We start from the raw sequence: 21,824 nt of genomic DNA, 5'->3' as shown, positions 1-21,824 counted from the left end.
TGCGATCAGGCTGCGCGTTGCTCCAGAATGTCGACTGCCGGCAGCGTCTTCCCCTCCAGGAACTCCAGAAAGGCACCGCCACCGGTGGAAATGTAGCCGACCTTGTCGGCAATGTGGTACTTCGCAATGGCGGCGAGGGTATCGCCACCGCCTGCGATGGAAAATCCAGGCGACGCGGCGATGGCCTCGGACAGCACCCGGGTGCCTTGGCCGAACTGGTCGAATTCGAACACGCCGACCGGGCCATTCCAGACTATGGTGCCGGCCGTTTCCAGTTGCTGTGCCAGCATGGCTGCCGTCTGCGGCCCGATATCGAGGATCATGTCGTCCGCTTCGACGTCGGCGACCGCCTTGACCGTCGCCTTTGCCGTGGCCGAAAACTCCTTGGCGCAGACGACGTCGACCGGAATCGGCACCGAGGCGCCACGTTTCTTCATCAGTTCGATGATCGTGCGGGCTTCGCCCACCAGGTCGGGTTCGGCCAGCGATTTGCCGATCTGCAGGCCAGCCGCGAGCATGAAGGTATTGGCAATGCCGCCGCCAACGATCAGGTTGTCGACCTTGTCGGCCAGCGTGCGCAGGATGGTCAGCTTGGACGACACCTTGGAGCCACCGACGATCGCGACCAGCGGACGTCCGGGCTGGTGCAGGGCACGGCCCAGCGCATCCAGTTCGGCTGCCAGCAGCGGACCGGCGCAAGCGACCGGCGCGTATTTTGCGATGCCATGCGTGGTCGCTTCGGCACGATGGGCAGTGCCAAACGCGTCATTGACGTAGACGTCGCACAGGCGCGCCATTTTCTGCGCCAGCTCGTCGCTGTTCTTTTTCTCGCCCTTGTTGGTCCGGCAATTCTCCAGCAGCACCACGTCGCCTGGAGCAACGTCGACGCCATCGACCCAGTCCTGCCGCAGCGGCACCGGACGGCCAAGCAGTTCGGACAGGCGCTGCGCAATCGGCGCCAGCGAGTCTTCCGGCTTCAGTTCGCCTTCAGTCGGCCGCCCGAGATGGGACGTGACCATAACCGCGGCGCCGGCTTCAAGCGCCTGCGCGATCGCCGGGACCGAAGCGCGGATGCGCGTATCTTCGGTGATATTGCCGGCATCGTCCTGCGGGACGTTGAGGTCGGCACGGATGAATACGCGTTTGCCGCGCAGTTGGCCTTGTTCGGCCAGATCGCTGAAGCGCTTGAATTGCATGTGGGCCACGGGATATATGTACGGAAAAGCCGGTATTCTACCCCAGCCCCCGACTGCCAAAACCGTTTTGTCAACCGCCGCTGGCGGCTACAGAAACAGGCGCAGCAGGGTGAATGCCAGCATGCCGAACAGGATGGTTCCGAGCAGGTGACGGGTGACCAGGAAAAACACCGCAGCCGATACCCCTGCCAGCAGTTTCGGGTTGGCCAGCGACAGGGTGACCTGCCCGCCCGACACCAGCAAGTCGGGCACGATGATGGCGGCCAGCGCCGCGGCCGGCGCATAACGCAGGCCATGCAGCAGGCGGGCCGGCAAGCGGACTCCGCTCAGCAGGAAGAAGGAGGCACGCGTGAGCACGGTAGCGACGCCCAGCGCGAGGATCGTGATCCAGACTTCGGTGTTGCTCATTTGCTCATTTCTTCCTCATGTCCTGCTTCATTTCCTGCTTCATGCGCTTGATCGCGAGCCGGCGCTGCCATGACTCGATCGCCATGGCGATCGCGACGCCGCCGACCACGCCAACCAGCAGCCCGAGGCGATAAGGGAGTGCGTGCAGGACGACGGCAATCACACTGGCGACAGCGACAGCGGCCACGCCTGGCAGGTTGGTCACCAGCGGGATCAGCAGCCCCATCAGGGCCAGCGTGCCGGCAAAACCGATGCTCCAGGACGCCGGTATCTGACCGGCCAGCATGATCCCGATCACCGCGCCCGACTGCCACGCAATCCAGTTCTGGTAGCTCAGTCCGGTGTAAAACCCGACCTTGCCGGCCGTGTCGTTTACCGTATGGTAGGGAAAGCGCTGGGTGAACTGCGCCATCGTGGAATCGCCATTGATATAGCCGTAAAGCAGGCGACGGTACCAGGGAAGATGGGCGAAATGCGGGCCAGTTCCGGCCGCGAAAATGACGAAGCGCAGGTTCACCACCATCGCCGTGACGAATACCATCCATATCGGCGCCGCGCTGGCGATCAGCGGCAGCGCCGCCAGTTGCGCCGACCCGGCAAAGACAATGAAGGTCATGCCCAGCGCCTGCCAGGCCGTCAGGCCGGTCTTGACCATTGCCATGGCCGTGACGATCCCCCAGGCAAAGATGCCGGGAAGATTGCCAGCGCCGACCTTGCGGCCTTCTAGATATGCGCGACGCTCAATGTCTGCCGCGGACTCGGTGCCGGCGGCATGCGCTTCGGATTGCTTGGTCATCGGAACTGCGGGGGACTTGCGCCGGCCGGGTCTTGTCAACTTGCCAGCGCAGGAGAAAATTGAGCTGTCCATTGTAACGCAAGCAGCAAAGGAAGCTGCAGGGCAAGCAGAACCCCGGCCTTGGCCTCCATCCCCCTCCATCCGCCCGCGATCCGCCCTTGATCCGCGGGTCAAACGGAGAAAAGCGCGATCGGTAGCGGCCAGTGCGTGTCGAATCCGTTAAAATTACCGCTTGCGAAAAATTTCCTGGAGAAACGAACCATGTCAATGGCTGACCGCGACGGCAAAATCTGGAAGGACGGTGAACTGCTCGAGTGGCGCGACGCGAAAGTCCATGTCCTCACCCACAGCCTGCATTACGGGATGGCGGTATTCGAGGGCGTGCGCGCCTACAAGACGGCAGAAGGAACCGCGATTTTCAGGCTGAAGGAACATACCCGCCGCCTGCTGAATTCGGCCAAGATCTTCCAGCTGCCCGTTGCCTATGACATGGAAACCCTGATGGCTGCGCAACGCGAAGTGGTGCGCTCCAACAATCTCGAATCCGGCTACCTGCGGCCGCTGATCTGGGTCGGCTCGGAAAAACTGGGCGTGGCCGCCAAGGGCAACACCATCCACGTCGCCGTCGCCGCATGGCCATGGGGCGCCTACCTCGGCGAGGACGGTATCACCAAGGGCATCCGGGTCAAGATTTCATCGTTCTCGCGCCATCACGTCAATGTATCGCTGGTGCGCGCAAAAGCCTCCGGCTACTACATCAACTCGATCCTGGCCAACCAGGAAGCGACCACCGACGGCTACGATGAAGCAATATTGCTGGATACCGACGGCTATGTGTCCGAGGGATCGGGCGAGAACATCTTCATCGTCAAGAACGGCAAGCTCTATACGCCGGACCTGGCTTCCTGCCTGGATGGCATCACCCGCGATTCGGTGATGACAATGGCGCGCGACATGGGCATCGAGGTGATCGAGAAGCGCATCACCCGCGACGAACTGTATTGCGCCGACGAAGCCTTCTTCACCGGCACCGCAGCCGAAATCACGCCTATCCGCGAAGTGGACAACCGTGCGATCGGCGAAGGCTCGCGTGGCCCTATCACGGAAAAACTGCAGAGCCTGTTCTTCGACGTCGTTGCTGGCCGCGCGCCGCAATACCGTCACTGGCTCACCATGGTCTGAGCATCGGAGCACGCAATGGATCAACCATCACTGCACGACAACGTGGTCGAACTGGGCGCAAAGGACTTGCCGGCGTTCTGCCCGAACAAGGCAATGCCGGTGTGGTCGAGCCATCCACGGGTCTATCTCGACCTGACGCCGGAGCACGAGGCGAAATGCCCGTACTGCAGCACGGTGTACCGGTTGGCGCCGGGCACCAAGGTACACGGCCACTGAACCGGACTGGCGGGCCCTGACGGGCCTGCCGTCCCCTGGTTCGCGACGCCGGCTTCGGTTCCCGCTTCTGTTCCCGCTTCTGCTCCGACTTCCGCTCCCGCTCTGGCTCCGGCTTTCCACTTTTGACTCACGACTACAGACCGCCGCGCTGGCTGCCCGGCGGCCACCTCCAGACCATTTATCCCGCCACGTGCATACGCCGCCCCGAGGTCGCCTATCGCCGTGAGCGCTGGTCGGCGCCTGACGGCGACTTCATCGATGTGGACCGCATTGACGGACAGGCAGGCAAACCCCTGCTGGTGCTGTTCCACGGGCTGGAGGGCTCGTCCGGCAGTCATTACGCCAGCTCGCTGATGTCGCTGGTCGCCCGGATGGGCTGGTCAGGCGCAGTGCCGCATTTTCGTGGCTGCTCGGGCGAGCCGAACCTGGCACCCCGCTTCTATCATTCCGGCGACTCGGCCGAGATTGACTGGATCCTGCGCCGCTTTGCTGCCGAGCGCAGCGAATCCGGCCTTCAATCCGGCCTTCAATCCAGCTACTCCCGCCTGTATGCGGCCGGGGTTTCCCTCGGCGGCAACGCCCTGCTGCGCTGGCTGGGCGAATCGCAGCACCAGGCCGAGATTGTCGACGCGGCCTGCGCCGTGTCGGCCCCGCTCGACCTCGCGGCCGGCGGTGCCGCCCTGTCGCGCGGTCCGAACCTGATCTACACCCGGATGTTCCTGCAAACGCTCAAGCCGAAATGCCTGCACAAGCTGGCCCAGCACCCCGGCCTGTTCGACCGCGAGGCAATGCTGGGGGCGCGCAACCTGTACGAATTCGATAACGTCGTGACCGCGCCGCTGCACGGCTATCGCAATACCGACGATTACTGGAACCGTGCCAGCGCCCGCCACGTGCTGGGCGACATCACGCTGCCCACGCTGGTCCTGAACGCGCAGAACGATCCCTTCCTGCCAGCCCGCTACCTGCCGGCGTCAGCGGCGCCGGAGGTGAAGCTGGAGTATCCGGAGCATGGCGGGCATGTCGGTTTTGCCCACGGCAGGCTGCCCGGCTCGATCGACTGGCTGCCGCAGCGGCTGGTGCGCTTCCTGCAGGACGCCGCGCCCTGAAACCCGGGCCACCCATGCGCTACACTCCTTGCATGGACAACGCACGCACACCGCACTTGCATGGATGAGATCGTCAGGCAGGCCATGGCCAAATGGCCGGACGTGCCACATTGTTTCGGCTGGCTCGCACTCGATGCGCGCGGCCACTGGCGCATGCGCGACGACCGCGCCCAGGCACTGGGGCTTCCCGGCGACCGCATCCGCAACACCACCCTGATCGGCTTCATCAATCGCAACTACCTGCCCGATGAGCAGGGCCGCTGGTATTTCCAGAATGGCCCGCAGCGGGTCTACGTCGACCTGGAAATTTGTCCCTTCGTCTGCCACACCGATCCCGCGCTGGGTCTGGTGCTGCACACCGGAGAACCGCTCGCGCAACCGGAAAGCGTGATGCTGTCCGCGGAAGGCGACCTGGCATTTGGCATCGGCAAGCGCTGTGCCGTGCTGGACGACCGCGACCTCGACCAGGGACTGGCGCGCTTGCGGCTGGAAGATGCGGTGCTGGACGAAGAAACGCTGGTGGCGTGGCTGGACGGGGAGGATCGGCGGCCGCTGACGTTCGACTGGAAGGGGCGTGCGCTGCCGGTGCAACGTGTGACGCGCGCGGAACTGGCGGGGCGTTTTGGTTTTGTTTCACATCCGCGGCAAGCGGCCTGACCAGATCGCGCTTCAAGCAGATCCGTCCCCCTCAAGCCCCCTGAATCCCTCAGCGCAGTTCCTTGTCCTTCAACTGCTCCAGGCGCTGCGCGCGCAACTCACGCTCGCGGGCGTCGATCACCGACTGGTCATAAAACGACGCGTCCGGCGCGCGGCGCGCCATGCCCAGCTGGTCGAGAGCGGCCGGGATACTGCCCTTCAATGCATAGGACTCGGCCAGCGCCATGTGCTGCAAGGCCAGCTTGCCCTGCGCCGAGTAGGCACGGGCCAGCTTGTCCTGCAGGCCCGGCTCCTGGCGATACAACTGGATCTGGTCGCGCAAATAGCGCACCGCCTCATCCTGCCTGCCGGCCAGCAACAGTGCTTCGCCGTATTGCGAGGCGATGCCACGCGACAGCGGAAAACGGCGGCGTGCTTCGTCAGCCAGCTTCAGCGCATCGTCCGCGCGCCGGGCGGCGCTGGCGATTTCTATGCCCAGGCTGGCCAAGGCCGGGCTGACGACATTGCGATCCTGCGCGCGCGCCTCGTCGAGCAGCGCCTGTGCCCGCACCGCGTCGCCTTGGCGCAAGGCGACCATTGCCAGTCCGTAACGCGCGGCCAGCATCTGCGAGCGGTTGCGCTGCTGCAGCAAGGTCTGGAAATGGGACGCCGCATCGCGCAGGCCCTGGGTGGACGGATCCTGCAACACCCGCGACCGTGCCCGCATCAGCTGGAAATCGCCGCTGTCGGCATGCTGCCGATAGCGATCGCTGCTGATCCGGGCCTGGATGTCGGCAATCCGCTCGGTGGTCAAGGGATGAGTGCGCAAATAGGCGGGGGCGGTATCGGTATAAGCCCGCGCCGACGATTGCAGGCGGGCAAAAAACGCCACCATGCCCGAGGTGTCGAACCCGCCCTCGCGCATGATCTGCAAGCCGACCCGGTCAGCCTCGCGCTCGGCTTCACGGCTGAAATTCAGTTGACGCTGGATCGCCAGGCCCTGGCCGCCGGCCATCGCGGCGCTGGCGAAATCGGGACTGCTACGCGCAGTCAGTGCCGCCAGCAACATCGCCGCCAAGGGGATCAGCGAATCCTGGCGCTGGCTACCGATCATGCGGGCGATATGGCGCTGGGCCACGTGGCCGATCTCGTGTGACAGCACCGACGCCAGCTCGGACTCGTTTTGCGAAGCCAGCATCAAGCCGGTATGCACGCCGATGAATCCGCCCGGCAACGCGAATGCATTGAGCATCGGATCGCGCACCGCGAAAAACTGGAAGTCATACCCCGCCTCGCCGCGCGCGTCCGGCCGCGCCGCAAGCAGCGATGCGCCGAGGGAGTTCAGGTATTCCCGCAGCGGCTGGTCATCAAGGTAATCACGGTCACGCCGCAGGTCCGTCATGATGCGTTCGCCGAGGCGCCGCTCCATCAGCGGCGACAAATCGCCGCGTTCAGTGTCGCCCAGGCTCGGCAAGTTCTGCGCAGGCAGGGGCGCGGCAACCAGCGTCGCCGTGAGCAGCATCGCCACCGCCCTCGCGGCAACGCGGCACCCGCGGCGTGGCCGAACCGGACTGGGGACTGGTCGCAGGAAACGAAGGAATTTCACGATGCTATGATACCCGCGCGGCTGGCGATCGGCATCCGGCGCCAGGCCGCTATTCGTAACGGCAAGTATCAGATCAGTAGCAGACCAGCATCAAGCCAACATCAAGCCAGCATCAATCAAATATAAGAACACCATCCCCACCGAGGATTTTTGTGACCAGGAAAGACAGCACCGCCACGCAAGGACTAACGCATTTCGACGACGCCGGCCAGGCGCACATGGTGGATGTAGGCAGCAAGGCCGACACCCACCGCGTTGCCATCGCCACCGGAACCATCACGATGCAGCCGGAAACACTGGCCATCATCCAGTCCGGCACGGCAAAGAAAGGGGATGTACTGGGCATTGCGCGCATTGCGGCGATCATGGCCTCCAAACGGACCAGCGACCTGATACCGCTTTGCCATCCTCTCGCGCTGACCCACGTCAGCGCCGATTTCGAGGTGGACCAGGCTGCATCCAGCATCCGCTGCACGGTGCGCGCCGAAACCGCCGGCAAGACTGGTGTGGAAATGGAAGCGCTGACGGCAGTGCAGGTGGGGCTGCTGACCATCTATGACATGTGCAAGGCGGTGGACCGGGGAATGGTGATGGGCGACGTCAGGCTACTGGAGAAGATGGGCGGGAAGTCGGGGCACTGGACTGCGTAGCAAAGCTGAAGCAGAAAGGGCTGACGTCGTGAATGCTTTTTTCCGCCGTAGCAAGAGCGTCAACAGCCGATCGACTCCATGGGTCCCTCCCTTTCAAGGGAGGGAGCCTTCATGGCGTGCGCCGGTCTACGCTGCGTCAATCATGCTGTGGGTGACGATCATCCCCAACACTGCCTCCGCGATTTACAGCGGCCTGATCTGCACCTTGCGGAACTTGATCACGCCGGCTCCGTACTGCAAGGCAAATGGTCCCTGCGCCAGCTTGCTGTCCTGCAGGTCGACCGTCTGCACGCCATTGAGCTTGACCGTCAATCGATTGCCACGAACAACAATGTCAAAGGTATTCCATTTGCCGCCGGCCTTGGGCACCGGCGAAACCGGGGCGAAATTGACGATGGCGCCGGTTGAATACTCCTGCCCGGGGCGCTGGTCGAAGATGTTCACTTCATAGCAGCTCTTGTCGGTGATCTGCTTCGGATCGGCGCAACGCATGAAGATGCCGCTGTTGGCATCCTGGCTGGCCCAGAATTCGGCGTGGATCTCGAAGTCCTTGTAACTGTTCTTCGATACCAGGTAGCTCGGCGTCTTGTCGGCCTTGCGGTCGGCCACGATTGCGTCGTCAGCGCCACGCCAGTTGGCGTCGCCGATACGGTTCCAGTTTTCCAGCCCGCGGGGGCCGTCGACCAGGGTGGCCCAGGGGGCCGTGCTGCCCATGCCAGCGCACCCGGCCAGTGCGGCTGCAAGGGTTACTGAAATTGCCGCAAAAGAGAAAATACGTGCCATGTCGTCCTCCTGTTTGTTGTTGTTTGATCTTGTTGTTTGATCTTGTTGTTTGATCTTGTTGTTTGGTCTTTATACCACCATCAACAGCATCCAGGCCTGACGCAGACGGGATCAATCAGGTCCGCCAGCTTCCACCTTCAGGCGCGCCACGACCAGGCAGGCCGGCATGTGTTGCGCGGCGCATGATGCCGTCATCTCCTCGCGCGCCTCTGCTGCCCGGCCGAGGCGCTTGAGCGTAACCGCGTGCGCATACAACAGCACGGGATTGCCCGGTTTTAGCAACAGCGCGTGCCGGAAAGCACCCTCTGCCCCGACTGGGTTGGCATTGGCGAAATGCGCCAGGCCGAGCGCCTGATGCACCTGGTACAGCTGCGGACTGATACGGGCAACCCGCTGCAGATCGGCCACCGCTTGCGCCGGACGGCCGGCGGCCAGTGCGGCATTGCCGCGGTTGTAGAGGATGCGGTCGGCGCCGGCCACCGCATCGTTTTCCAGCAGGCCCGCGGCGTCATCCCACAAGCGCCAGGTGTCGGATGCCACAGTGAGCCGGTCGAGTGTGGCCGGCGTCAGCAAGGCCACGACCAGAAGCAGCAAACCCAGCCGGGCAAAGGGCAATGCCAGGATTCGCTCGCGCACTGCCGGAAGTTGCTGGAGCCAGAGAAGCAGCACAGCCAACACCAGCATCAGGCCGGGCATCCACAGATAGCTGCGATAGAGCACGAGAGGCTCCTGCACCCGCACGCTGGAAAACTCGACCAGGAACATCAGCCATGGATAAAGCAGGCCGAATCCCGCAAGCGCAAGCAGCCCGCGGGCAAACAGCAGCCTTGCTGCCAGTGCACCGTAGAGCAGGAAGGCAAGCGGCCCGCCCCAAGCTTTCCATTGCACCAGGCTGGTCAGGAATTCCGGCCGCATGTCGACCGACATCCATCCCGGCACGGGGAGCAGCCAAAGCAACAGGTATTTGAAGTACAGGCCGGCCTGGGTGGCGATGCTCAGGGCGTGCGCGGGCTTGCCTTCCAGCAGGCCGCTCTGTGCGAAGACATGCGCCGCCATCGGCTCGTAGGCGGTACCGACGACGCCGCGCATGCGCAGAACGATCAGTAGCGCTACTCCGCCCATTGCCAGCGCAGCCAGCAACAATGCCGGCGGCGAAAGCCGCAACTGCCGGCGCATCAGCACGGTGATGGCGGCGATCAGCAAGGGCAGTCCGACGGCATGCTCCTTCGAAAAGCAGGCAAGGAAATAAGTCAGTACAGCCAGCACAATCCACCGATTCTTCCCTGTGGCCGCGGCATTCAGCCAGGCCCACAGGCACAGCAGCGAAAACAAGGTCGCCATCGCGATACTGCGTTGCACGATGTATCCGGCGACATAGCTAGCGACTGGATGCAGGGCGAAAACAAGCGCCGCTGCAGCAGCGGCGAAGTCGAGCGCGCTTGATTGCGCAGATTGCCCGCAACTGTGCTGCAGCAGGCTGCGCAGCAGCACGAACAGGGCGACCGCGGTGGCCGCGTGAAGCACAGCGTCGACTAGCCGATAAGCATGAGGTAGCGTGCTGCCGAACCATTGCATGGTCCACAGCATGCTGTCGTAGGGAATTCCGCGTGGTCTCAGCAGGAAGTCCAGTCCGGCGGACGGAACCGGCGCGGAACTGAAAAAGGTGAGGTCGTCAAAAAAAAACGGATTGGAGAGAAAAGGCAGGTACAGCGCGAGCACTGCGCCGATCAGCAGCAGGACATAGCCGCGCTGGCGTTGCTTGAGCCATGTAATCAGGCGAGTGTGCATCAGAGATGAAAAAGCCCCTCCGGAGAGGGGCTTTTGCGAGGCTCAGGCTACTATCAGTTCCACTTCGCGACGATTGCCGGAACAGGCGCGGCGCAGGTGGTGCTGACGGCCCACTTGATTGCCGTACCGCCAACCGTCGGGCTGTAGACGATGTTACATGCGGTACCGGTGATCGCAGGAGCGATGCTGGCCGTGATGACGCCAGCAGCGCTGACGCTGATGCCGGTGACTTCGGTGGTGGTCGTCGGTGCGCCCGACAGGCCCAGCGAGGTCCAGTTGTCAGCGCTAGCCAGGCTAGCCAGCGTGCCGCCATTCTCTTGCGAGAACTGGGCGATCGCGGTTTGCACTGCGCTTACAGCGGAAGCAACCTTGGCGACTTTGGCCTTGGTCACGTAGTCCTGGTAGGCCGGAATGGCGACCGCTGCCAGGATACCGATGATCGCGACCACGATCATCAATTCAATCAGCGTAAAGCCACGTTGCACGCGCTTGATCATTTTTGCGGATTTCATCTGAATCTCCCTAGTTGAATGAGGACAGAAGCTTCTGTCTGTGTTCCTTTGGAGCAATTGACGTGCCAGTGCAAAAACAGGCCATTTATTAACCGATGGACAATTTTTTCGCAGATCAACTGACAAATTTTGTCACTCCTGGTCAGTTGATCGCCAATCCTGGTCACTTCAGCGTGACAGGAACAGGAATTCGCTCAGGCCGCGCAGCAGGCGGCGCCCCAGCCCATCGCCCCCGGGCGGGTCTGGCCGACGCACCAGTACCACCGAGATATTGTCGGCGCCGCCGCGGGCATTGGCACTGGCAACCAGGTCGCGACAGGTCTGCTCCAGGTCGCCTGCGCCGTGGATCAGCAGATCCTCGATCGAGCGGTCGGACAATTCGTCCGTCAATCCGTCCGTGCACAGCAAGATGATGTCGCCCGGCGCGAGCGGGTGCGTGTGCACCTCGACCTCGACCGTGCTGTCGACGCCCATGCCCCTGGTCAGCAGGTTTTTCTGCTTGGCTGCGCGAGCTTGCTCGGCGGTGATCAGCCCGGCGTCGAGCTGCTGCTGCAACAGTGAGTGATCGCGGGACAGTGCCCGCAACTTTTGTTCGCGAAAGCAGTACGCGCGCGAATCCCCGATGTGGGCAATCACCAGTTCGCGTTGCCGCAGCAAGGCCAGCACCAGGGTCGTGCCCATGCCCTTGTAGCCGGTTTCCTGGCAGGCTGCGGCATAGATGGAGGCGTTGGCGTGCTGGATTTCGTCTGCGAGCAACTGCTGCATCCTCTGCGCCGGCAAGGCCAGCAACGAGGGTTCACCACGGAATCGCTGCTCCAGCGCCTCCGCCAACACGGAAGTGGCAATGCCGCTCGCGACCTCACCGGCGTTGTAGCCGCCCATGCCATCGGCGACGATCGCCAGTCCAAGCTCCGCACTGACCGTGAGCGCGTCTTCGTTATGCGTGCGCACCCGGCCGACATCGGTGGCACTGGCGAATTGCACTGGCAGGAGGTAGGGTCGGCGCATGCGACAGTCTAAACGGATCCAAAGGAATGCGGGGAGCCGAAGCTCCCCGCAGGTCAATCCCGAACCGGTGCCGATGAGCGCCGGACGGCTGACGATCCATCCTGACGGGGCCATCCGGGATCCGCCATGTGCAGCCAGCGTTCCGGGCAGCCCATCCAGGCCATTCTTACAGCATCGCCTTCAGCAGGCGGGCCATCTCGGAAGGATTGCGCGTCACCGTGATGCCGCATGCTTCCATGATTTCCAGCTTGGCGTCCGCAGTATCGGCGCCGCCGGAAATCAGCGCACCGGCATGGCCCATGCGCTTGCCGGCCGGCGCGGTCACGCCGGCGATGAAGCCGACCACCGGCTTCTTCATGTTGTCGCGGATCCAGTAGGATGCGTTGGCTTCGTCCGGTCCGCCGATCTCGCCGATCATGATCACGGCGTCGGTGTCGGGATCATCGTTGAACATGCGCATCACGTCGATGTGCTTGAGACCGTTGATCGGGTCGCCGCCGATGCCGACTGCAGACGATTGGCCCAGGCCGAGCGCGGTCACTTGCGCAACGGCTTCATAGGTCAACGTGCCGGAACGGGATACCACGCCGATGCGGCCCTTGCGATGGATGTGTCCCGGCATGATGCCGATCTTCAGTTCGTCTGGCGTGATCAGGCCCGGGCAGTTCGGTCCCAGCAACAGCGTCTTGCTGTTGGTCTTGGCCATGCGGTCCTTCACTTCCAGCATGTCGCGTACGGGAATACCTTCGGTGATGCAAACCACCAGATCCAGCTCCGCTTCGACCGCTTCCAGGATCGCAGCCGCAGCGCCGGCCGGCGGCACGTAAATCACGGAAACCGTGGCGCCGGTCTCGGCCTTGGCATCCTTCACCGATGCAAAGATGGGAATGCCTTCGAAATCTTCGCCAGCTTTCTTGGGATGGACACCTGCCACGTAGCAGTTCCGGCCGTTCGCGTATTCGCGCGACATGCGGGTGTGGAACTGTCCGGTCTTGCCAGTGATGCCTTGGGTGATGACTTTTGTGTCTTTGTTAATCAGGATCGACATGTTTGTTCCTTGCGATTATTTACCTTGGGCAGCAGCGACAACCTTCTGCGCAGCTTCTTCCATCGTGTCAGCGGCGATGATTGGCAGGCCGGAATCGGCCAGCATCTTCTTGCCGAGTTCTTCATTGGTGCCCTTCATGCGCACCACCAGCGGCACCGCCAGGGACACCGCTTTCGAAGCGGTGATCACGCCTTCTGCAATCACGTCGCAGCGCATGATGCCGCCGAAGATGTTCACAAGGATGGCTTTCAGATCAGGGTTTTTCAGCATGATCTTGAATGCTTCGGTGACTTTCTCGGCCGTGGCGCCACCGCCGACGTCGAGGAAGTTTGCCGGCTCGCCGCCGAACAGCTTGATGGTGTCCATGGTGGCCATCGCCAGGCCGGCGCCATTCACCAGGCAACCGATATTGCCGTCGAGCGAAATGTAGGCGAGATCGAATTTCGAGGCTTCGATTTCAGCCGGATCTTCCTCGTCCAGGTCGCGGTAGGCAACGATCTCCGGATGACGGAACAGCGCGTTCGAGTCGAAGTTGAACTTGGCGTCCAGCGCCACGACCTTGCCGTCGCCGGTCAGGATCAGGGGATTGATTTCAGCCAGCGAGGAGTCGGTTTCCCAGTATGCCTTGTACAGGCCCTGCAACTGAGCGCGCGCTTGCGGGATCGATTCGGCAGGAACACCGATCTTGGCGGCGATAGAATCTGCATCGGCGTCGGTCAGGCCGGTAGCCGGATCGATTGCGACTTTGTGGATCAGTTCGGGGTGCGACTCGGCGACTTCCTCGATGTCCATGCCGCCTTCGCTGGATGCCATCAGCACGACGCGCTGGCTCAGCCGGTCGGTGACCATGCTGACATACAGTTCCTTCTTGATGTCCGCGCCTTCTTCAATCAGCAAACGGCGAACTTTCTGGCCTTCGGGGCCGGTCTGGTGCGTGATAAGTTGCATGCCGAGGATGGCATTGGCATATTCGCGCACCTGGTCGAGCGATTTTGCGACTTTCACGCCGCCGCCCTTGCCGCGTCCGCCTGCATGGATCTGCGCCTTGACTACCCATACCTTGCCGCCCAGTTCCTCGGCCGCCTTGACGGCGCCCTCGACGGTATTGCACGGAATTCCGCGCGGAACAGCCACCCCGTACTTGCGGAGGATTTCTTTACCCTGGTACTCATGGATTTTCATGCGAGCTTCCTTATAGACGCTGATTGAAGAGGGATTGGAGACTCGTCGTCACGCTTGTTGTCAGCGTTGGCGACCGCCCAGCGGGGATAAAACTTTGCAACTACCGGGCCATCAGTACGCAAGGCACGGCAGCGGTTCAATTGAAACGGCATCTCGATCCGGCCATCTGCCTGCCTTCCGTCCACCGTATCGATGACGTCGCCGGCAAATGCCTGGATGGTGGCCGTCGGCAGCACCTGTGCCAGTTCGGTCAGGTGGGTGCAGCCCTGGATTCCGGCCAGGCGTTGCTTGAGTCCGGCACGAAAGCCTTTCCCAAGGTTCAGTCCTACCAGTTGCTGGTATTGCGGACCGACGGTGTCGCAGCCGCCGGGATAGGGAAAACTGTCCGAAACGGACTCGGCAGCGACAATATTGAGTTCAAGGTCGACGGTCAGGCGCAACCACAAGTCATGAATGGGCTCGCCCGCAGGCCGGATGCCGGGAAGCAGGTGGGCAGCACGAGTCTTGATATCGGTAACGTTGGCTTCGATGTCCCATAGGCCATCTTCCCGGGCATAGGCCTGGACCTGGATGGATCGCGTGTGCTTGAGCACGCGCTTTACGGCAGATGGCGACAAAGGCATATAACGAGAGTGCAGCGACAGCGGTAGTGAAACCGCGATGAATAAGGCGAAGCGGCAGGAGCGGTACAACGTTTCCTGCACGGAGCATTGCGACTCCGACAAGCTCGCCGGAAAGCCTTGGAGTGTAGCACAGCGTGCATTGCGGGAATGCTGAAAAACTGCGGGAATGCCATGTCTCCAGAGACAGACCGTTGGCGTCATGCACCAGTCTCAACCTCAAGAATGCCACGACATCGATGACCGAACTTTTGGTCGAATGACGAACTTCCGGACCGATGCACAGATGCACGCCGGTGCCGCCTCATTGCTTCCAGGCATGGAAACGACTTGGCGAGATAAGGAAAAGACGGGTGCGGGTGCGGGTGCGGGTGCGGGTGCGGGTGCGGGTGCGGGTGCGGCTACCGTCTTGTGTTCCGGAGGAAAATCACGAATCCGAAGAAAAGCCGCGCATCGCTGCCCGGATTGCAGCGGTCGTGAATCCCCGCTGCATCAGGAAACGCATCCGCTTGGCGCGATCCGCCGCGTCAACGGGCGGCCCGGTGTATTTCTTGCGCAGCACCTCGGTCGCCCTTGCCGCCTCGTCCTGCGCCAGTCCGTCCCTCAGATGGTCGAGCGCCTCGCCCCCGAGGCCGTGGCTTTGCAGTTCGGAAAATATGCGATTGTTGCCATAGCGGGCAGACCGGCGGTGAACCAGCGATTCGGAGAACCGGGATTCGGACAGGAATTTCAAGGCCTCCAGCTGGTCGAGCAGCTGTTCGACGTCATCCTCTTCGGTGGCGTAGCGGGCCAGCTTGCGCGCCAGTTCGGCACGGCTATGCTCCCGCGCGGAGAGGTAGCGCAGCGCGCGTCCCTTCAGGCTAAGCTTGATCGCCGGCACCGTCTGCCACCTCCATCACGATTTGCCACCGCCATCACGATTTCCCCACCGGTTCGCCACCAGATGCGGGTGGCAAACCGGTTTGACAGGAACACCGCTTATTCCGCTGGCCGTGCTTCCTTGGCCTCGCGCGCAGGAACCTTCTTCGGGCTTGCTTCGGTGCCGGGCAAGGGCGGCAACAGCGGCACGCCCAGCGCGCCACGCACCTTGTTCTCGATCTCGAATGCGAGCGCCGGATGCTCTTTCAGGTAGTTGCGGGCATTGTCCTTGCCTTGGCCAATCCGCTCGCCGTTGTAGCTGTACCAGGCACCGGATTTCTCAACCACCTTGGCGTCCGAACCCAGGTCCAGGATCTCGCCTTCGCGGGAGGTGCCTTCTCCGTACAGTATGTCGAAGTGGGCCTCCCTGAACGGCGGCGCGATCTTGTTCTTGACGACCTTGACCTTGGTTTCGCTGCCGATCACCTCGTCGCCTGACTTGATGGAGCCGGTCCGGCGGATGTCGAGACGCACCGACGCATAAAACTTCAGCGCATTGCCACCCGTCGTGGTCTCCGGGTTGCCGAACATGACGCCAATCTTCATCCGGATCTGGTTGATGAAAATCACCAGCGTGTTGGTCCGGTTGATGGAACCGGTCAGCTTGCGCAGCGCCTGCGACATCAGCCGTGCCTGCAAGCCTGGCAGCGAGTCGCCCATGTCACCCTCGATTTCGGCGCGCGGCGTCAGTGCCGCCACCGAGTCGATGACGATCAGGTCGACACCACCGGAACGTACCAGCGCGTCCGTGATTTCAAGTGCCTGTTCACCGGTGTCCGGCTGCGAAATCAGCAGGTCGGACAGGTTGATGCCAAGCTTTTGCGCGTAACCGGTGTCCAATGCGTGCTCGGCATCGATGAAGGCGCAGGTGCCGCCCAGTTTCTGCATCTCCGCGATGGTTTGCAGGGTCAGCGTCGTCTTGCCTGACGATTCCGGACCGTAGATCTCGACCACGCGGCCGCGCGGCAGTCCGCCGACACCCAGTGCAATGTCCAGTCCGAGCGAGCCGGTCGAGACCACCTGCACTTCTTCGACAGCCGCGCCGTCTGCCATGCGCATGACCGAGCCCTTGCCGAATTGCTTCTCGATCTGGGACAGGGCTGCAGCAAGTGCCTTGCTCTTTTCCGACGCATTGAGGGGTTTTCTGTCGTCCATGGGCTCTCTTTTCCGATGCGGTTTTTCTGTGGTTTGCCGGTGAATGGCAGGATGAAACAAATCCGAAAATATATACCGGCATGACATACCGGGCATGTTTCGCAGGCCTGCCGTCCAATCAGGCTGTACTGTATAAACAAACAGTGATTAATGCAAGCTAATTTGTGCCGCTGATTGCCGTGCAGGGCGTGCGCATCACTCGCGCCGACTACCGAACAAACGGGCTGCCAACGCGGCCCGGAACATGCGCTGGCGCTGCGCCTTGCTGCACTGCTGGAAACGCAATAGACTAGCCTTCACACCGAAACCTCTCCCCATTCCACTATGCGTATTTTGCTTGCCGAGGATGACAGCGTGCTGGCCGACGGGCTGACACGCTCCCTGCGGCAGTCCGGCTACGCAACCGACTGCGTCAAGAATGGCCAGGATGCCGACCTGGCCCTTTCGGCACAAGACTTCGACCTGCTGATACTGGACGTGGGCCTGCCCAAGATGTCCGGCCTGGAGGTGCTGCGCCGGCTGCGCGCCCGCAATTCCCGGCTGCCGGTGCTGATCCTGACCGCCAACGATTCGGTCGAACAGCGGGTAAAGGGGCTGGATCTCGGGGCCGACGATTACATGGCCAAGCCTTTTGCCCTGTCCGAACTGGAAGCGCGGGTGCGCGCCCTGACCCGTCGCGGCGCCGGCGGCGGACCGACGGTGATCCGCCATGGGCCGCTGTCGTTCGACCAGGTCGGCCGCATCGCCTATATCAATGACCAGATGCTCGAACTTTCGGCGCGCGAACTGGGACTGCTGGAAGTACTGCTGCAACGGACCGGCCGCCTGGTCTCCAAGGAGCAGCTGGTCGACCACCTGTGCGAGTGGGGCGAAGAGGTAAGCAACAACGCCATCGAGGTTTACGTCCACCGTTTGCGCAAGAAGATCGAAACCGGCGGCGTGCGCATCGCCACCGTGCGCGGACTTGGCTACTGCATGGAAAAGTACACGGAGCCGCCAGCCCCGCCTTCCGCCACGCCGCCCGCCACGGCGGCCTGAAAGCATGCTTCCTGGCGCGCGTCCGGCCGTGCAGGGACAGGCTGCGCCGGCAGTTGTCGAGCCACCGGCCAGCGCTGCCTTTCCCGATCCTGCCGACGAGACCGAGCATCCGGAGCCGATGCAGCGCTCGCTGTTCGGCGAGATCCTCGACTGGATGCTGGTTCCGCTGCTGCTCCTGTGGCCGGTCAGCATTGCGGTCACATTCCTGGTTGCGAAGTCGATTGCAAATCATCCATTCGACCGGGCCCTGGACGACCGCGTCACCGTGCTGGCGCAGCAGGTCAAGGAGTCCGACGGTCGCGTGGTGGCACCGCTGCCGACGTCGACCAAGGACATACTGCGCGCGGACGATGTCGACAACGTGTTCTTCCAGATCGTCGGCCCTGCCGGCGACCACATCGACGGTGATCGCGACATGCCGCCGCCACCCGACGAGGAAAACCGGCAGCCGTGGGCGGTGCAACTGCGTACGGACGTGATGCGCAATGCCGAAGTCCGCATCGCCTATACCTACCTCGACCTGAATCACACCCCATCCCACGCCCCTTCCGGCGTCACGCGTGCGGAAGGGCGCCGAATGGTGCTGGTCCAGGTCGGGGAGACGCTCGACAAAAGGGTGCAACTGGCCAACCAGATCATCAAGGGCGTGATCCTGCCGGAGTTCCTGATCCTGCCGATTGCGCTCGCGCTGGTGTGGTTCGCGCTGTCGCGCGGGCTATCGCCCCTGACCGAACTGCAGCAGCGTATACGGGCACGGCGTGCCGACGACCTGAGTCCGATCGAATCGGGCCATGTGCCGGAGGAAATCGCACCGCTGGTGGGTTCGCTTAATGAATTGCTGGACCGGCTGTCGCAAAGCATACAGTTGCAGAAGCGCTTCATTGCCGATGCGGCGCATCAGATGAAAACCCCCCTGGCCGGCATGCGCATGCAATCTGAGCTGGCCCTGCGACAGACCAGTCCGGACGAGATACATCGCTCACTGGAGCAGCTATCAAAAAGTTCGGAGACCGCGACCCGCCTGGTGAACCAGCTGCTGGCGCTGGCACGCGCCGAGAACCAGACACCGCAGGCGACGCCGTTCACGGCCGTGGAACTGACTGCAATGGCACGCAATGTGGTGCAGGAGTGGGTGCAGACCGCACTGGCACGCCGGATCGACCTTGGCTTCGAACAGCCGGGCCGGGAGGTCATGATCGACGGCAATGCGACCATGCTGCGCGAGTTGCTGAACAACCTGGTCGACAATGCGCTGCGCTACACCCCAGCCGGCGGCAGCGTCACGATCAGGGTGCGGGTCGACGAGGACGCCGGGCGTGCCTTCCTTGAAGTGGAAGACACCGGCCCTGGCATACCGCCCGCCGAGCGCTCGCACATCTTCGAACGCTTCTACCGGATACTGGGCAGCCAGACCGAGGGCAGCGGGCTTGGCCTGGCGATCGTGCGCGAGATTGCGCAGCAGCACGAGGCGGAGATCGACGTCTACAACAATCCGCGCAGCCATGATCCGAAATGCCCCGGCAGCCTGTTCCGCCTGACGCTGAAGCTGCATCCTCCCGCCGATGCAAAGGAGAACGACTGAATGCGCATTCCGCCCGAACACCGGCAACGGCACTGGCTGCGGACACGGCAAGTCACGCTGCTGTTGCTTGCCATCTGGTTCGCCGTCACCTTCCTGTCAATCTGGTACGCCCGCGAGCTGACCGGCCTGACGCTGCTCGGCTGGCCGGTCTCCTTCTACATGGCAGCCCAGGGATCGGTACTGGTCTATGTGGCGATCATCGGCGCCTATGCATGGTGGATGGGCCGGCTTGACGCGAAATACCAGGTGCGGGCGAGCGATGGCGACAAATAGTTTTTCAAGCCGGCTTGCGCGCTACTACATCTGGTACACGATCGGTTTCGTGCTGCTGCTGGCGGCGCTGGCGATACTGGAGCGGGAAGGCTTTCCCCGGGTATGGATAGGCTACCTGTTCATTTTCTCGACCATCGTGCTGTACGCCGGAATCGGCTTCCTGAGCCGCACCTCCGATGTGACCGAGTACTACGTGGCCGGACGCCGGGTGCCGGCAGTGTTCAACGGCATGGCGACTGCCGCCGACTGGATGTCGGCAGCCACCTTCATCAGCCTGGCCGGCGGACTTTACCTGCAGGGCTTCGACGGGCTGGCCTACATCATGGGATGGACCGGCGGGTATTGCCTGGTGGCGCTGCTGATTGCGCCTTATCTGCGCAAGTTCGGGCAGTACACGGTGCCCGATTTCCTGGCCGCCCGCTTTGCCGGCCAGGCCGGCGGCGACTTCGTGCGCATCATCGGCGCACTGGCAACCATTGCCATCTCGTTCACCTATGTGGTGGCCCAGATCTATGGCGTGGGCCTGATCACGTCGCGCTTCACCGGCATCGATTTTTCGGTGGGCATCTTCCTCGGACTGGCGAGCATACTGGTGTGCTCCTTCCTGGGCGGCATGCGCGCCATCACGTGGACCCAGATTGCGCAGTACATCATCATCGTGTTTGCCTACCTGATTCCGGTGACCTGGCTGGCTGCCAAGCACACCAGCGTGCCGCTGCCGCAAGTGGCATATGGCGCCACGCTCGCCAAGCTGAGCGAAAAAGAGAAGGCGCTGGCCGTCGAACCCGGCGAACTGCAAGTGCGCGCGGTGTTCCAGCGTAAAGCGGAAACCTACGACGAGATGCTGGTGCGCCTGCCAGCCTCATGGGAGGAAGGCCGGCTGGTAGCGCAACAACGGGTGCAGGAACTGAAATCGGGCAACGCTTCGCTGCTTGAAATCAAAGCGGCCGCGCGGGAGGCGGCCTCATACCCGAAAGACCCGGACGAGGCGCGCCGTGTGTGGAACGAACAACGCAAGCTGGCACTGGCGCGGGCAGCGCCACCGATAAAACAGGCCGAACCCTTCCCCGGACCGAACCGCGAAACCTCTGACGAAAAACGCAACAACTTCCTGGCCCTGGTGCTCAGCCTGATGATGGGTACGGCCGCGCTGCCGCACATCCTGGTGCGCTACTACACCACGCCAAGCGTGGCGGAAGCACGCCGTTCGGTGTTCTGGTCGCTGTTTTTCATCATGCTGGTCTATACCGCGGTGCCGGCTTTGGCGGTACTGGTCAAATACGACATCCTGACTTCGCTGGTAGGAACCGACTTCACTCGGCTTCCCACCTGGGTCAGCTATTGGGCCAACATCGACAAGATCAATCCGCTGGTCAGCATCGTCGACATCAATGGCGACGGCCTGGTGCAGTTCGCCGAGATTTCCATGGATGCCGACATGCTGGTGCTGGCCACGCCGGAGATCGCCGGGCTGCCATATGTCGTTTCGGGCCTGGTGGCTGCGGGTGGATTGGCGGCGGCGCTGTCGACGGCGGACGGCCTGCTGCTGACGATCTCGAACGCCCTTTCGCATGACACCTACTACAAGACCATCGACCCCACCGCCTCGACCCAGAAGCGGGTCACGGTCTCCAAGTTGCTGTTGCTGGTGGTGGCCCTGGTGGCGGCCTATGCTGCTTCACTGAAGCCGGGCGACATCCTGTCCGTGGTCGGCGCTGCGTTCTCGCTGGCGGCCTCGACGCTGTTCCCGGCGCTGGTGCTGGGCGTGTTCTGGAAACGTGCCAATGCGTTCGGCGCCGTGGCCGGCATCATCACCGGCTTTTCCGCCTGCGTCGCCTACATGCTGTGCACCAGCCCCGCTCTCGGTGGTTCGACCCTGAATCAATGGTATGGCATCGCTGCCAACTCGGCGGCCGTGTTCGGCGTCCCGGCCGGCTTCGCCGCCATCGTCATCGGCAGCCTGCTGACCCGGCCGCCATCGGCAAAAATCGAAGCGCTGGTGGATCACCTGCGCACGCCCTGAAACACGCCCCGCTGAAACACGCCCCTGACGCGCTCTCATTCACGGCCGCTGGCGAGGCCCCGGTCCCAGCCGTGGCCGTCACCGCCGGCTGGCCG

General features: G+C 62.8%; 22 protein-coding genes. 9 read left to right on the top strand and 13 right to left on the bottom strand.

Features of this window, described 5'->3' with window-relative positions:
• Nucleotides 1-5: 5 nt before the first annotated feature.
• The 3 genes from FVE66_RS00790 to FVE66_RS00780 all read right to left on the bottom strand — a co-directional run bounded on the left by FVE66_RS00790 (nucleotide 6) and on the right by FVE66_RS00780 (nucleotide 2,400).
• Nucleotides 6-1,196, bottom strand: a complete 1,191-nt coding sequence (locus FVE66_RS00790; protein WP_151445490.1) for a phosphoglycerate kinase — start codon at nucleotides 1,194-1,196, stop codon at nucleotides 6-8.
• An 87-nt stretch (nucleotides 1,197-1,283) separates the two neighbouring features.
• On the bottom strand, nucleotides 1,284-1,604 hold the full coding sequence (locus FVE66_RS00785; RefSeq protein ID WP_151445489.1) for an AzlD domain-containing protein: 321 nt from the start codon (nucleotides 1,602-1,604) through the stop codon (nucleotides 1,284-1,286).
• 4 nt (nucleotides 1,605-1,608) lie between these two features.
• Complete coding sequence (locus FVE66_RS00780; RefSeq protein WP_151445488.1) at nucleotides 1,609-2,400, bottom strand: AzlC family ABC transporter permease; 792 nt, start codon at nucleotides 2,398-2,400, stop codon at nucleotides 1,609-1,611.
• Nucleotides 2,401-2,661: 261 nt separating this feature from the next.
• Between FVE66_RS00780 and FVE66_RS00775 the strand changes: the two genes are divergently transcribed.
• From FVE66_RS00775 to FVE66_RS00755, 4 genes are all read left to right on the top strand, one after another.
• The gene (locus tag FVE66_RS00775) at nucleotides 2,662-3,582 is read left to right on the top strand and encodes a branched-chain amino acid transaminase (RefSeq protein WP_151445487.1); all 921 of its coding nucleotides are present in this window, start codon (nucleotides 2,662-2,664) and stop codon (nucleotides 3,580-3,582) included.
• 15 nt (nucleotides 3,583-3,597) lie between these two features.
• Nucleotides 3,598-3,798, top strand: coding sequence for a zinc-finger domain-containing protein (locus FVE66_RS00770; RefSeq protein ID WP_151445486.1), 201 nt, complete (start codon nucleotides 3,598-3,600; stop codon nucleotides 3,796-3,798).
• 122 nt (nucleotides 3,799-3,920) lie between these two features.
• A complete protein-coding gene (locus FVE66_RS00760; RefSeq protein WP_151445485.1) occupies nucleotides 3,921-4,907 on the top strand; it encodes a YheT family hydrolase in 987 nt (328 codons plus the stop codon).
• A gap of 60 nt (nucleotides 4,908-4,967) precedes the next feature.
• Nucleotides 4,968-5,564, top strand: coding sequence for a DUF2946 family protein (locus tag FVE66_RS00755; protein WP_151445484.1), 597 nt, complete (start codon nucleotides 4,968-4,970; stop codon nucleotides 5,562-5,564).
• Between the two features lie 49 nt (nucleotides 5,565-5,613).
• On the opposite strand, the gene FVE66_RS00750 is transcribed toward FVE66_RS00755, so the two are convergent.
• Nucleotides 5,614-7,065 carry a beta-barrel assembly-enhancing protease gene (locus tag FVE66_RS00750; RefSeq protein ID WP_151445483.1) on the bottom strand — a complete coding sequence of 484 codons (1,452 nt, stop codon included), beginning with the start codon at nucleotides 7,063-7,065 and terminating at the stop codon, nucleotides 5,614-5,616.
• Between the two features lie 236 nt (nucleotides 7,066-7,301).
• On the opposite strand from FVE66_RS00750, the gene moaC reads away from it, so the two are divergent.
• Complete coding sequence (gene moaC, locus FVE66_RS00745; RefSeq protein ID WP_151445482.1) at nucleotides 7,302-7,799, top strand: cyclic pyranopterin monophosphate synthase MoaC; 498 nt, start codon at nucleotides 7,302-7,304, stop codon at nucleotides 7,797-7,799.
• A 183-nt stretch (nucleotides 7,800-7,982) separates the two neighbouring features.
• On the opposite strand, the gene FVE66_RS00740 is transcribed toward moaC, so the two are convergent.
• The 9 genes from FVE66_RS00740 to recA form a co-directional block, all read right to left on the bottom strand.
• Nucleotides 7,983-8,582, bottom strand: a complete 600-nt coding sequence (locus FVE66_RS00740; RefSeq protein WP_151445481.1) for a 3-keto-disaccharide hydrolase — start codon at nucleotides 8,580-8,582, stop codon at nucleotides 7,983-7,985.
• Nucleotides 8,583-8,693: 111 nt separating this feature from the next.
• The gene (locus tag FVE66_RS00735) at nucleotides 8,694-10,370 is read right to left on the bottom strand and encodes a hypothetical protein (RefSeq protein WP_151445480.1); all 1,677 of its coding nucleotides are present in this window, start codon (nucleotides 10,368-10,370) and stop codon (nucleotides 8,694-8,696) included.
• Nucleotides 10,371-10,423: 53 nt separating this feature from the next.
• Nucleotides 10,424-10,882 carry a pilin gene (locus tag FVE66_RS20575; protein ID WP_151445479.1) on the bottom strand — a complete coding sequence of 153 codons (459 nt, stop codon included), beginning with the start codon at nucleotides 10,880-10,882 and terminating at the stop codon, nucleotides 10,424-10,426.
• Nucleotides 10,883-11,050: 168 nt separating this feature from the next.
• Nucleotides 11,051-11,890 carry a Stp1/IreP family PP2C-type Ser/Thr phosphatase gene (locus tag FVE66_RS00725; protein WP_151445478.1) on the bottom strand — a complete coding sequence of 280 codons (840 nt, stop codon included), beginning with the start codon at nucleotides 11,888-11,890 and terminating at the stop codon, nucleotides 11,051-11,053.
• Between the two features lie 166 nt (nucleotides 11,891-12,056).
• Entirely contained in the window at nucleotides 12,057-12,938 is an 882-nt protein-coding gene (gene sucD / locus FVE66_RS00720; RefSeq protein WP_151445477.1) for a succinate--CoA ligase subunit alpha, read from the bottom strand.
• A gap of 15 nt (nucleotides 12,939-12,953) precedes the next feature.
• Nucleotides 12,954-14,120 (bottom strand): ADP-forming succinate--CoA ligase subunit beta, encoded by a 1,167-nt coding sequence (gene sucC / locus FVE66_RS00715; RefSeq protein ID WP_151445476.1) that lies wholly within the window; start codon nucleotides 14,118-14,120, stop codon nucleotides 12,954-12,956.
• The gene (locus FVE66_RS00710) at nucleotides 14,117-14,944 is read right to left on the bottom strand and encodes a DUF2889 domain-containing protein (RefSeq protein WP_338325366.1); all 828 of its coding nucleotides are present in this window, start codon (nucleotides 14,942-14,944) and stop codon (nucleotides 14,117-14,119) included. Before FVE66_RS00710 ends, sucC begins: the two co-directional genes overlap by 4 nt.
• A gap of 223 nt (nucleotides 14,945-15,167) precedes the next feature.
• The gene (gene recX / locus FVE66_RS00705; protein ID WP_151445474.1) at nucleotides 15,168-15,620 is read right to left on the bottom strand and encodes a recombination regulator RecX; all 453 of its coding nucleotides are present in this window, start codon (nucleotides 15,618-15,620) and stop codon (nucleotides 15,168-15,170) included.
• 98 nt (nucleotides 15,621-15,718) lie between these two features.
• Nucleotides 15,719-16,813 (bottom strand): recombinase RecA, encoded by a 1,095-nt coding sequence (gene recA, locus FVE66_RS00700; RefSeq protein ID WP_151445473.1) that lies wholly within the window; start codon nucleotides 16,811-16,813, stop codon nucleotides 15,719-15,721.
• A gap of 324 nt (nucleotides 16,814-17,137) precedes the next feature.
• Here recA and FVE66_RS00695 point away from each other — a divergent pair, with 324 nt between their 5' ends.
• The 4 genes from FVE66_RS00695 to FVE66_RS00680 are packed head-to-tail and all read left to right on the top strand — an operon-like array spanning nucleotide 17,138 to nucleotide 21,729.
• Nucleotides 17,138-17,851 carry a response regulator transcription factor gene (locus tag FVE66_RS00695; RefSeq protein WP_151445472.1) on the top strand — a complete coding sequence of 238 codons (714 nt, stop codon included), beginning with the start codon at nucleotides 17,138-17,140 and terminating at the stop codon, nucleotides 17,849-17,851.
• 4 nt (nucleotides 17,852-17,855) lie between these two features.
• On the top strand, nucleotides 17,856-19,433 hold the full coding sequence (locus FVE66_RS00690; protein WP_151445471.1) for a sensor histidine kinase: 1,578 nt from the start codon (nucleotides 17,856-17,858) through the stop codon (nucleotides 19,431-19,433).
• Nucleotides 19,434-19,706: a DUF4212 domain-containing protein gene (locus tag FVE66_RS00685; protein WP_151445470.1), complete on the top strand. Its 273-nt coding sequence runs from the start codon at nucleotides 19,434-19,436 to the stop codon at nucleotides 19,704-19,706.
• Nucleotides 19,693-21,729: a sodium:solute symporter family protein gene (locus FVE66_RS00680; RefSeq protein ID WP_151445469.1), complete on the top strand. Its 2,037-nt coding sequence runs from the start codon at nucleotides 19,693-19,695 to the stop codon at nucleotides 21,727-21,729. Before FVE66_RS00685 ends, FVE66_RS00680 begins: the two co-directional genes overlap by 14 nt.
• The last annotated feature ends 95 nt before the right edge of the window (nucleotides 21,730-21,824 follow it).

Source organism: Lacisediminimonas profundi, from assembly GCF_008831265.1.
Lineage (GTDB): Bacteria > Pseudomonadota > Gammaproteobacteria > Burkholderiales > Burkholderiaceae_D > Lacisediminimonas > Lacisediminimonas profundi.
Note: the sequence above shows the minus strand (reverse complement) of the source record. Positions and strands in the feature narration are given on the sequence as shown.

Excerpts from the sequence above, each read along its gene's own strand:
- FVE66_RS00790 (WP_151445490.1), bottom strand. The coding sequence starts at position 1,196 with ATGCAATTCAAGCGCTTCAGCGATCTGGCCGAACAAGGCCAACTGCGC.
- FVE66_RS00785 (WP_151445489.1), bottom strand. The coding sequence starts at position 1,604 with ATGAGCAACACCGAAGTCTGGATCACGATCCTCGCGCTGGGCGTCGCT.
- FVE66_RS00780 (WP_151445488.1), bottom strand. The coding sequence starts at position 2,400 with ATGACCAAGCAATCCGAAGCGCATGCCGCCGGCACCGAGTCCGCGGCA.
- FVE66_RS00775 (WP_151445487.1), top strand. The coding sequence starts at position 2,662 with ATGTCAATGGCTGACCGCGACGGCAAAATCTGGAAGGACGGTGAACTG.
- FVE66_RS00770 (WP_151445486.1), top strand. The coding sequence starts at position 3,598 with ATGGATCAACCATCACTGCACGACAACGTGGTCGAACTGGGCGCAAAG.
- FVE66_RS00755 (WP_151445484.1), top strand. The coding sequence starts at position 4,968 with ATGGATGAGATCGTCAGGCAGGCCATGGCCAAATGGCCGGACGTGCCA.
- FVE66_RS00750 (WP_151445483.1), bottom strand. The coding sequence starts at position 7,065 with ATGCTGCTCACGGCGACGCTGGTTGCCGCGCCCCTGCCTGCGCAGAAC.
- FVE66_RS00740 (WP_151445481.1), bottom strand. The coding sequence starts at position 8,582 with ATGGCACGTATTTTCTCTTTTGCGGCAATTTCAGTAACCCTTGCAGCC.
- FVE66_RS00735 (WP_151445480.1), bottom strand. The coding sequence starts at position 10,370 with ATGCACACTCGCCTGATTACATGGCTCAAGCAACGCCAGCGCGGCTAT.
- FVE66_RS20575 (WP_151445479.1), bottom strand. The coding sequence starts at position 10,882 with ATGAAATCCGCAAAAATGATCAAGCGCGTGCAACGTGGCTTTACGCTG.
- FVE66_RS00725 (WP_151445478.1), bottom strand. The coding sequence starts at position 11,890 with ATGCGCCGACCCTACCTCCTGCCAGTGCAATTCGCCAGTGCCACCGAT.
- sucD (WP_151445477.1), bottom strand. The coding sequence starts at position 12,938 with ATGTCGATCCTGATTAACAAAGACACAAAAGTCATCACCCAAGGCATC.
- sucC (WP_151445476.1), bottom strand. The coding sequence starts at position 14,120 with ATGAAAATCCATGAGTACCAGGGTAAAGAAATCCTCCGCAAGTACGGG.
- FVE66_RS00710 (WP_338325366.1), bottom strand. The coding sequence starts at position 14,944 with ATGACGCCAACGGTCTGTCTCTGGAGACATGGCATTCCCGCAGTTTTT.
- recA (WP_151445473.1), bottom strand. The coding sequence starts at position 16,813 with ATGGACGACAGAAAACCCCTCAATGCGTCGGAAAAGAGCAAGGCACTT.
- FVE66_RS00695 (WP_151445472.1), top strand. The coding sequence starts at position 17,138 with ATGCGTATTTTGCTTGCCGAGGATGACAGCGTGCTGGCCGACGGGCTG.
- FVE66_RS00690 (WP_151445471.1), top strand. The coding sequence starts at position 17,856 with ATGCTTCCTGGCGCGCGTCCGGCCGTGCAGGGACAGGCTGCGCCGGCA.
- FVE66_RS00685 (WP_151445470.1), top strand. The coding sequence starts at position 19,434 with ATGCGCATTCCGCCCGAACACCGGCAACGGCACTGGCTGCGGACACGG.
- FVE66_RS00680 (WP_151445469.1), top strand. The coding sequence starts at position 19,693 with ATGGCGACAAATAGTTTTTCAAGCCGGCTTGCGCGCTACTACATCTGG.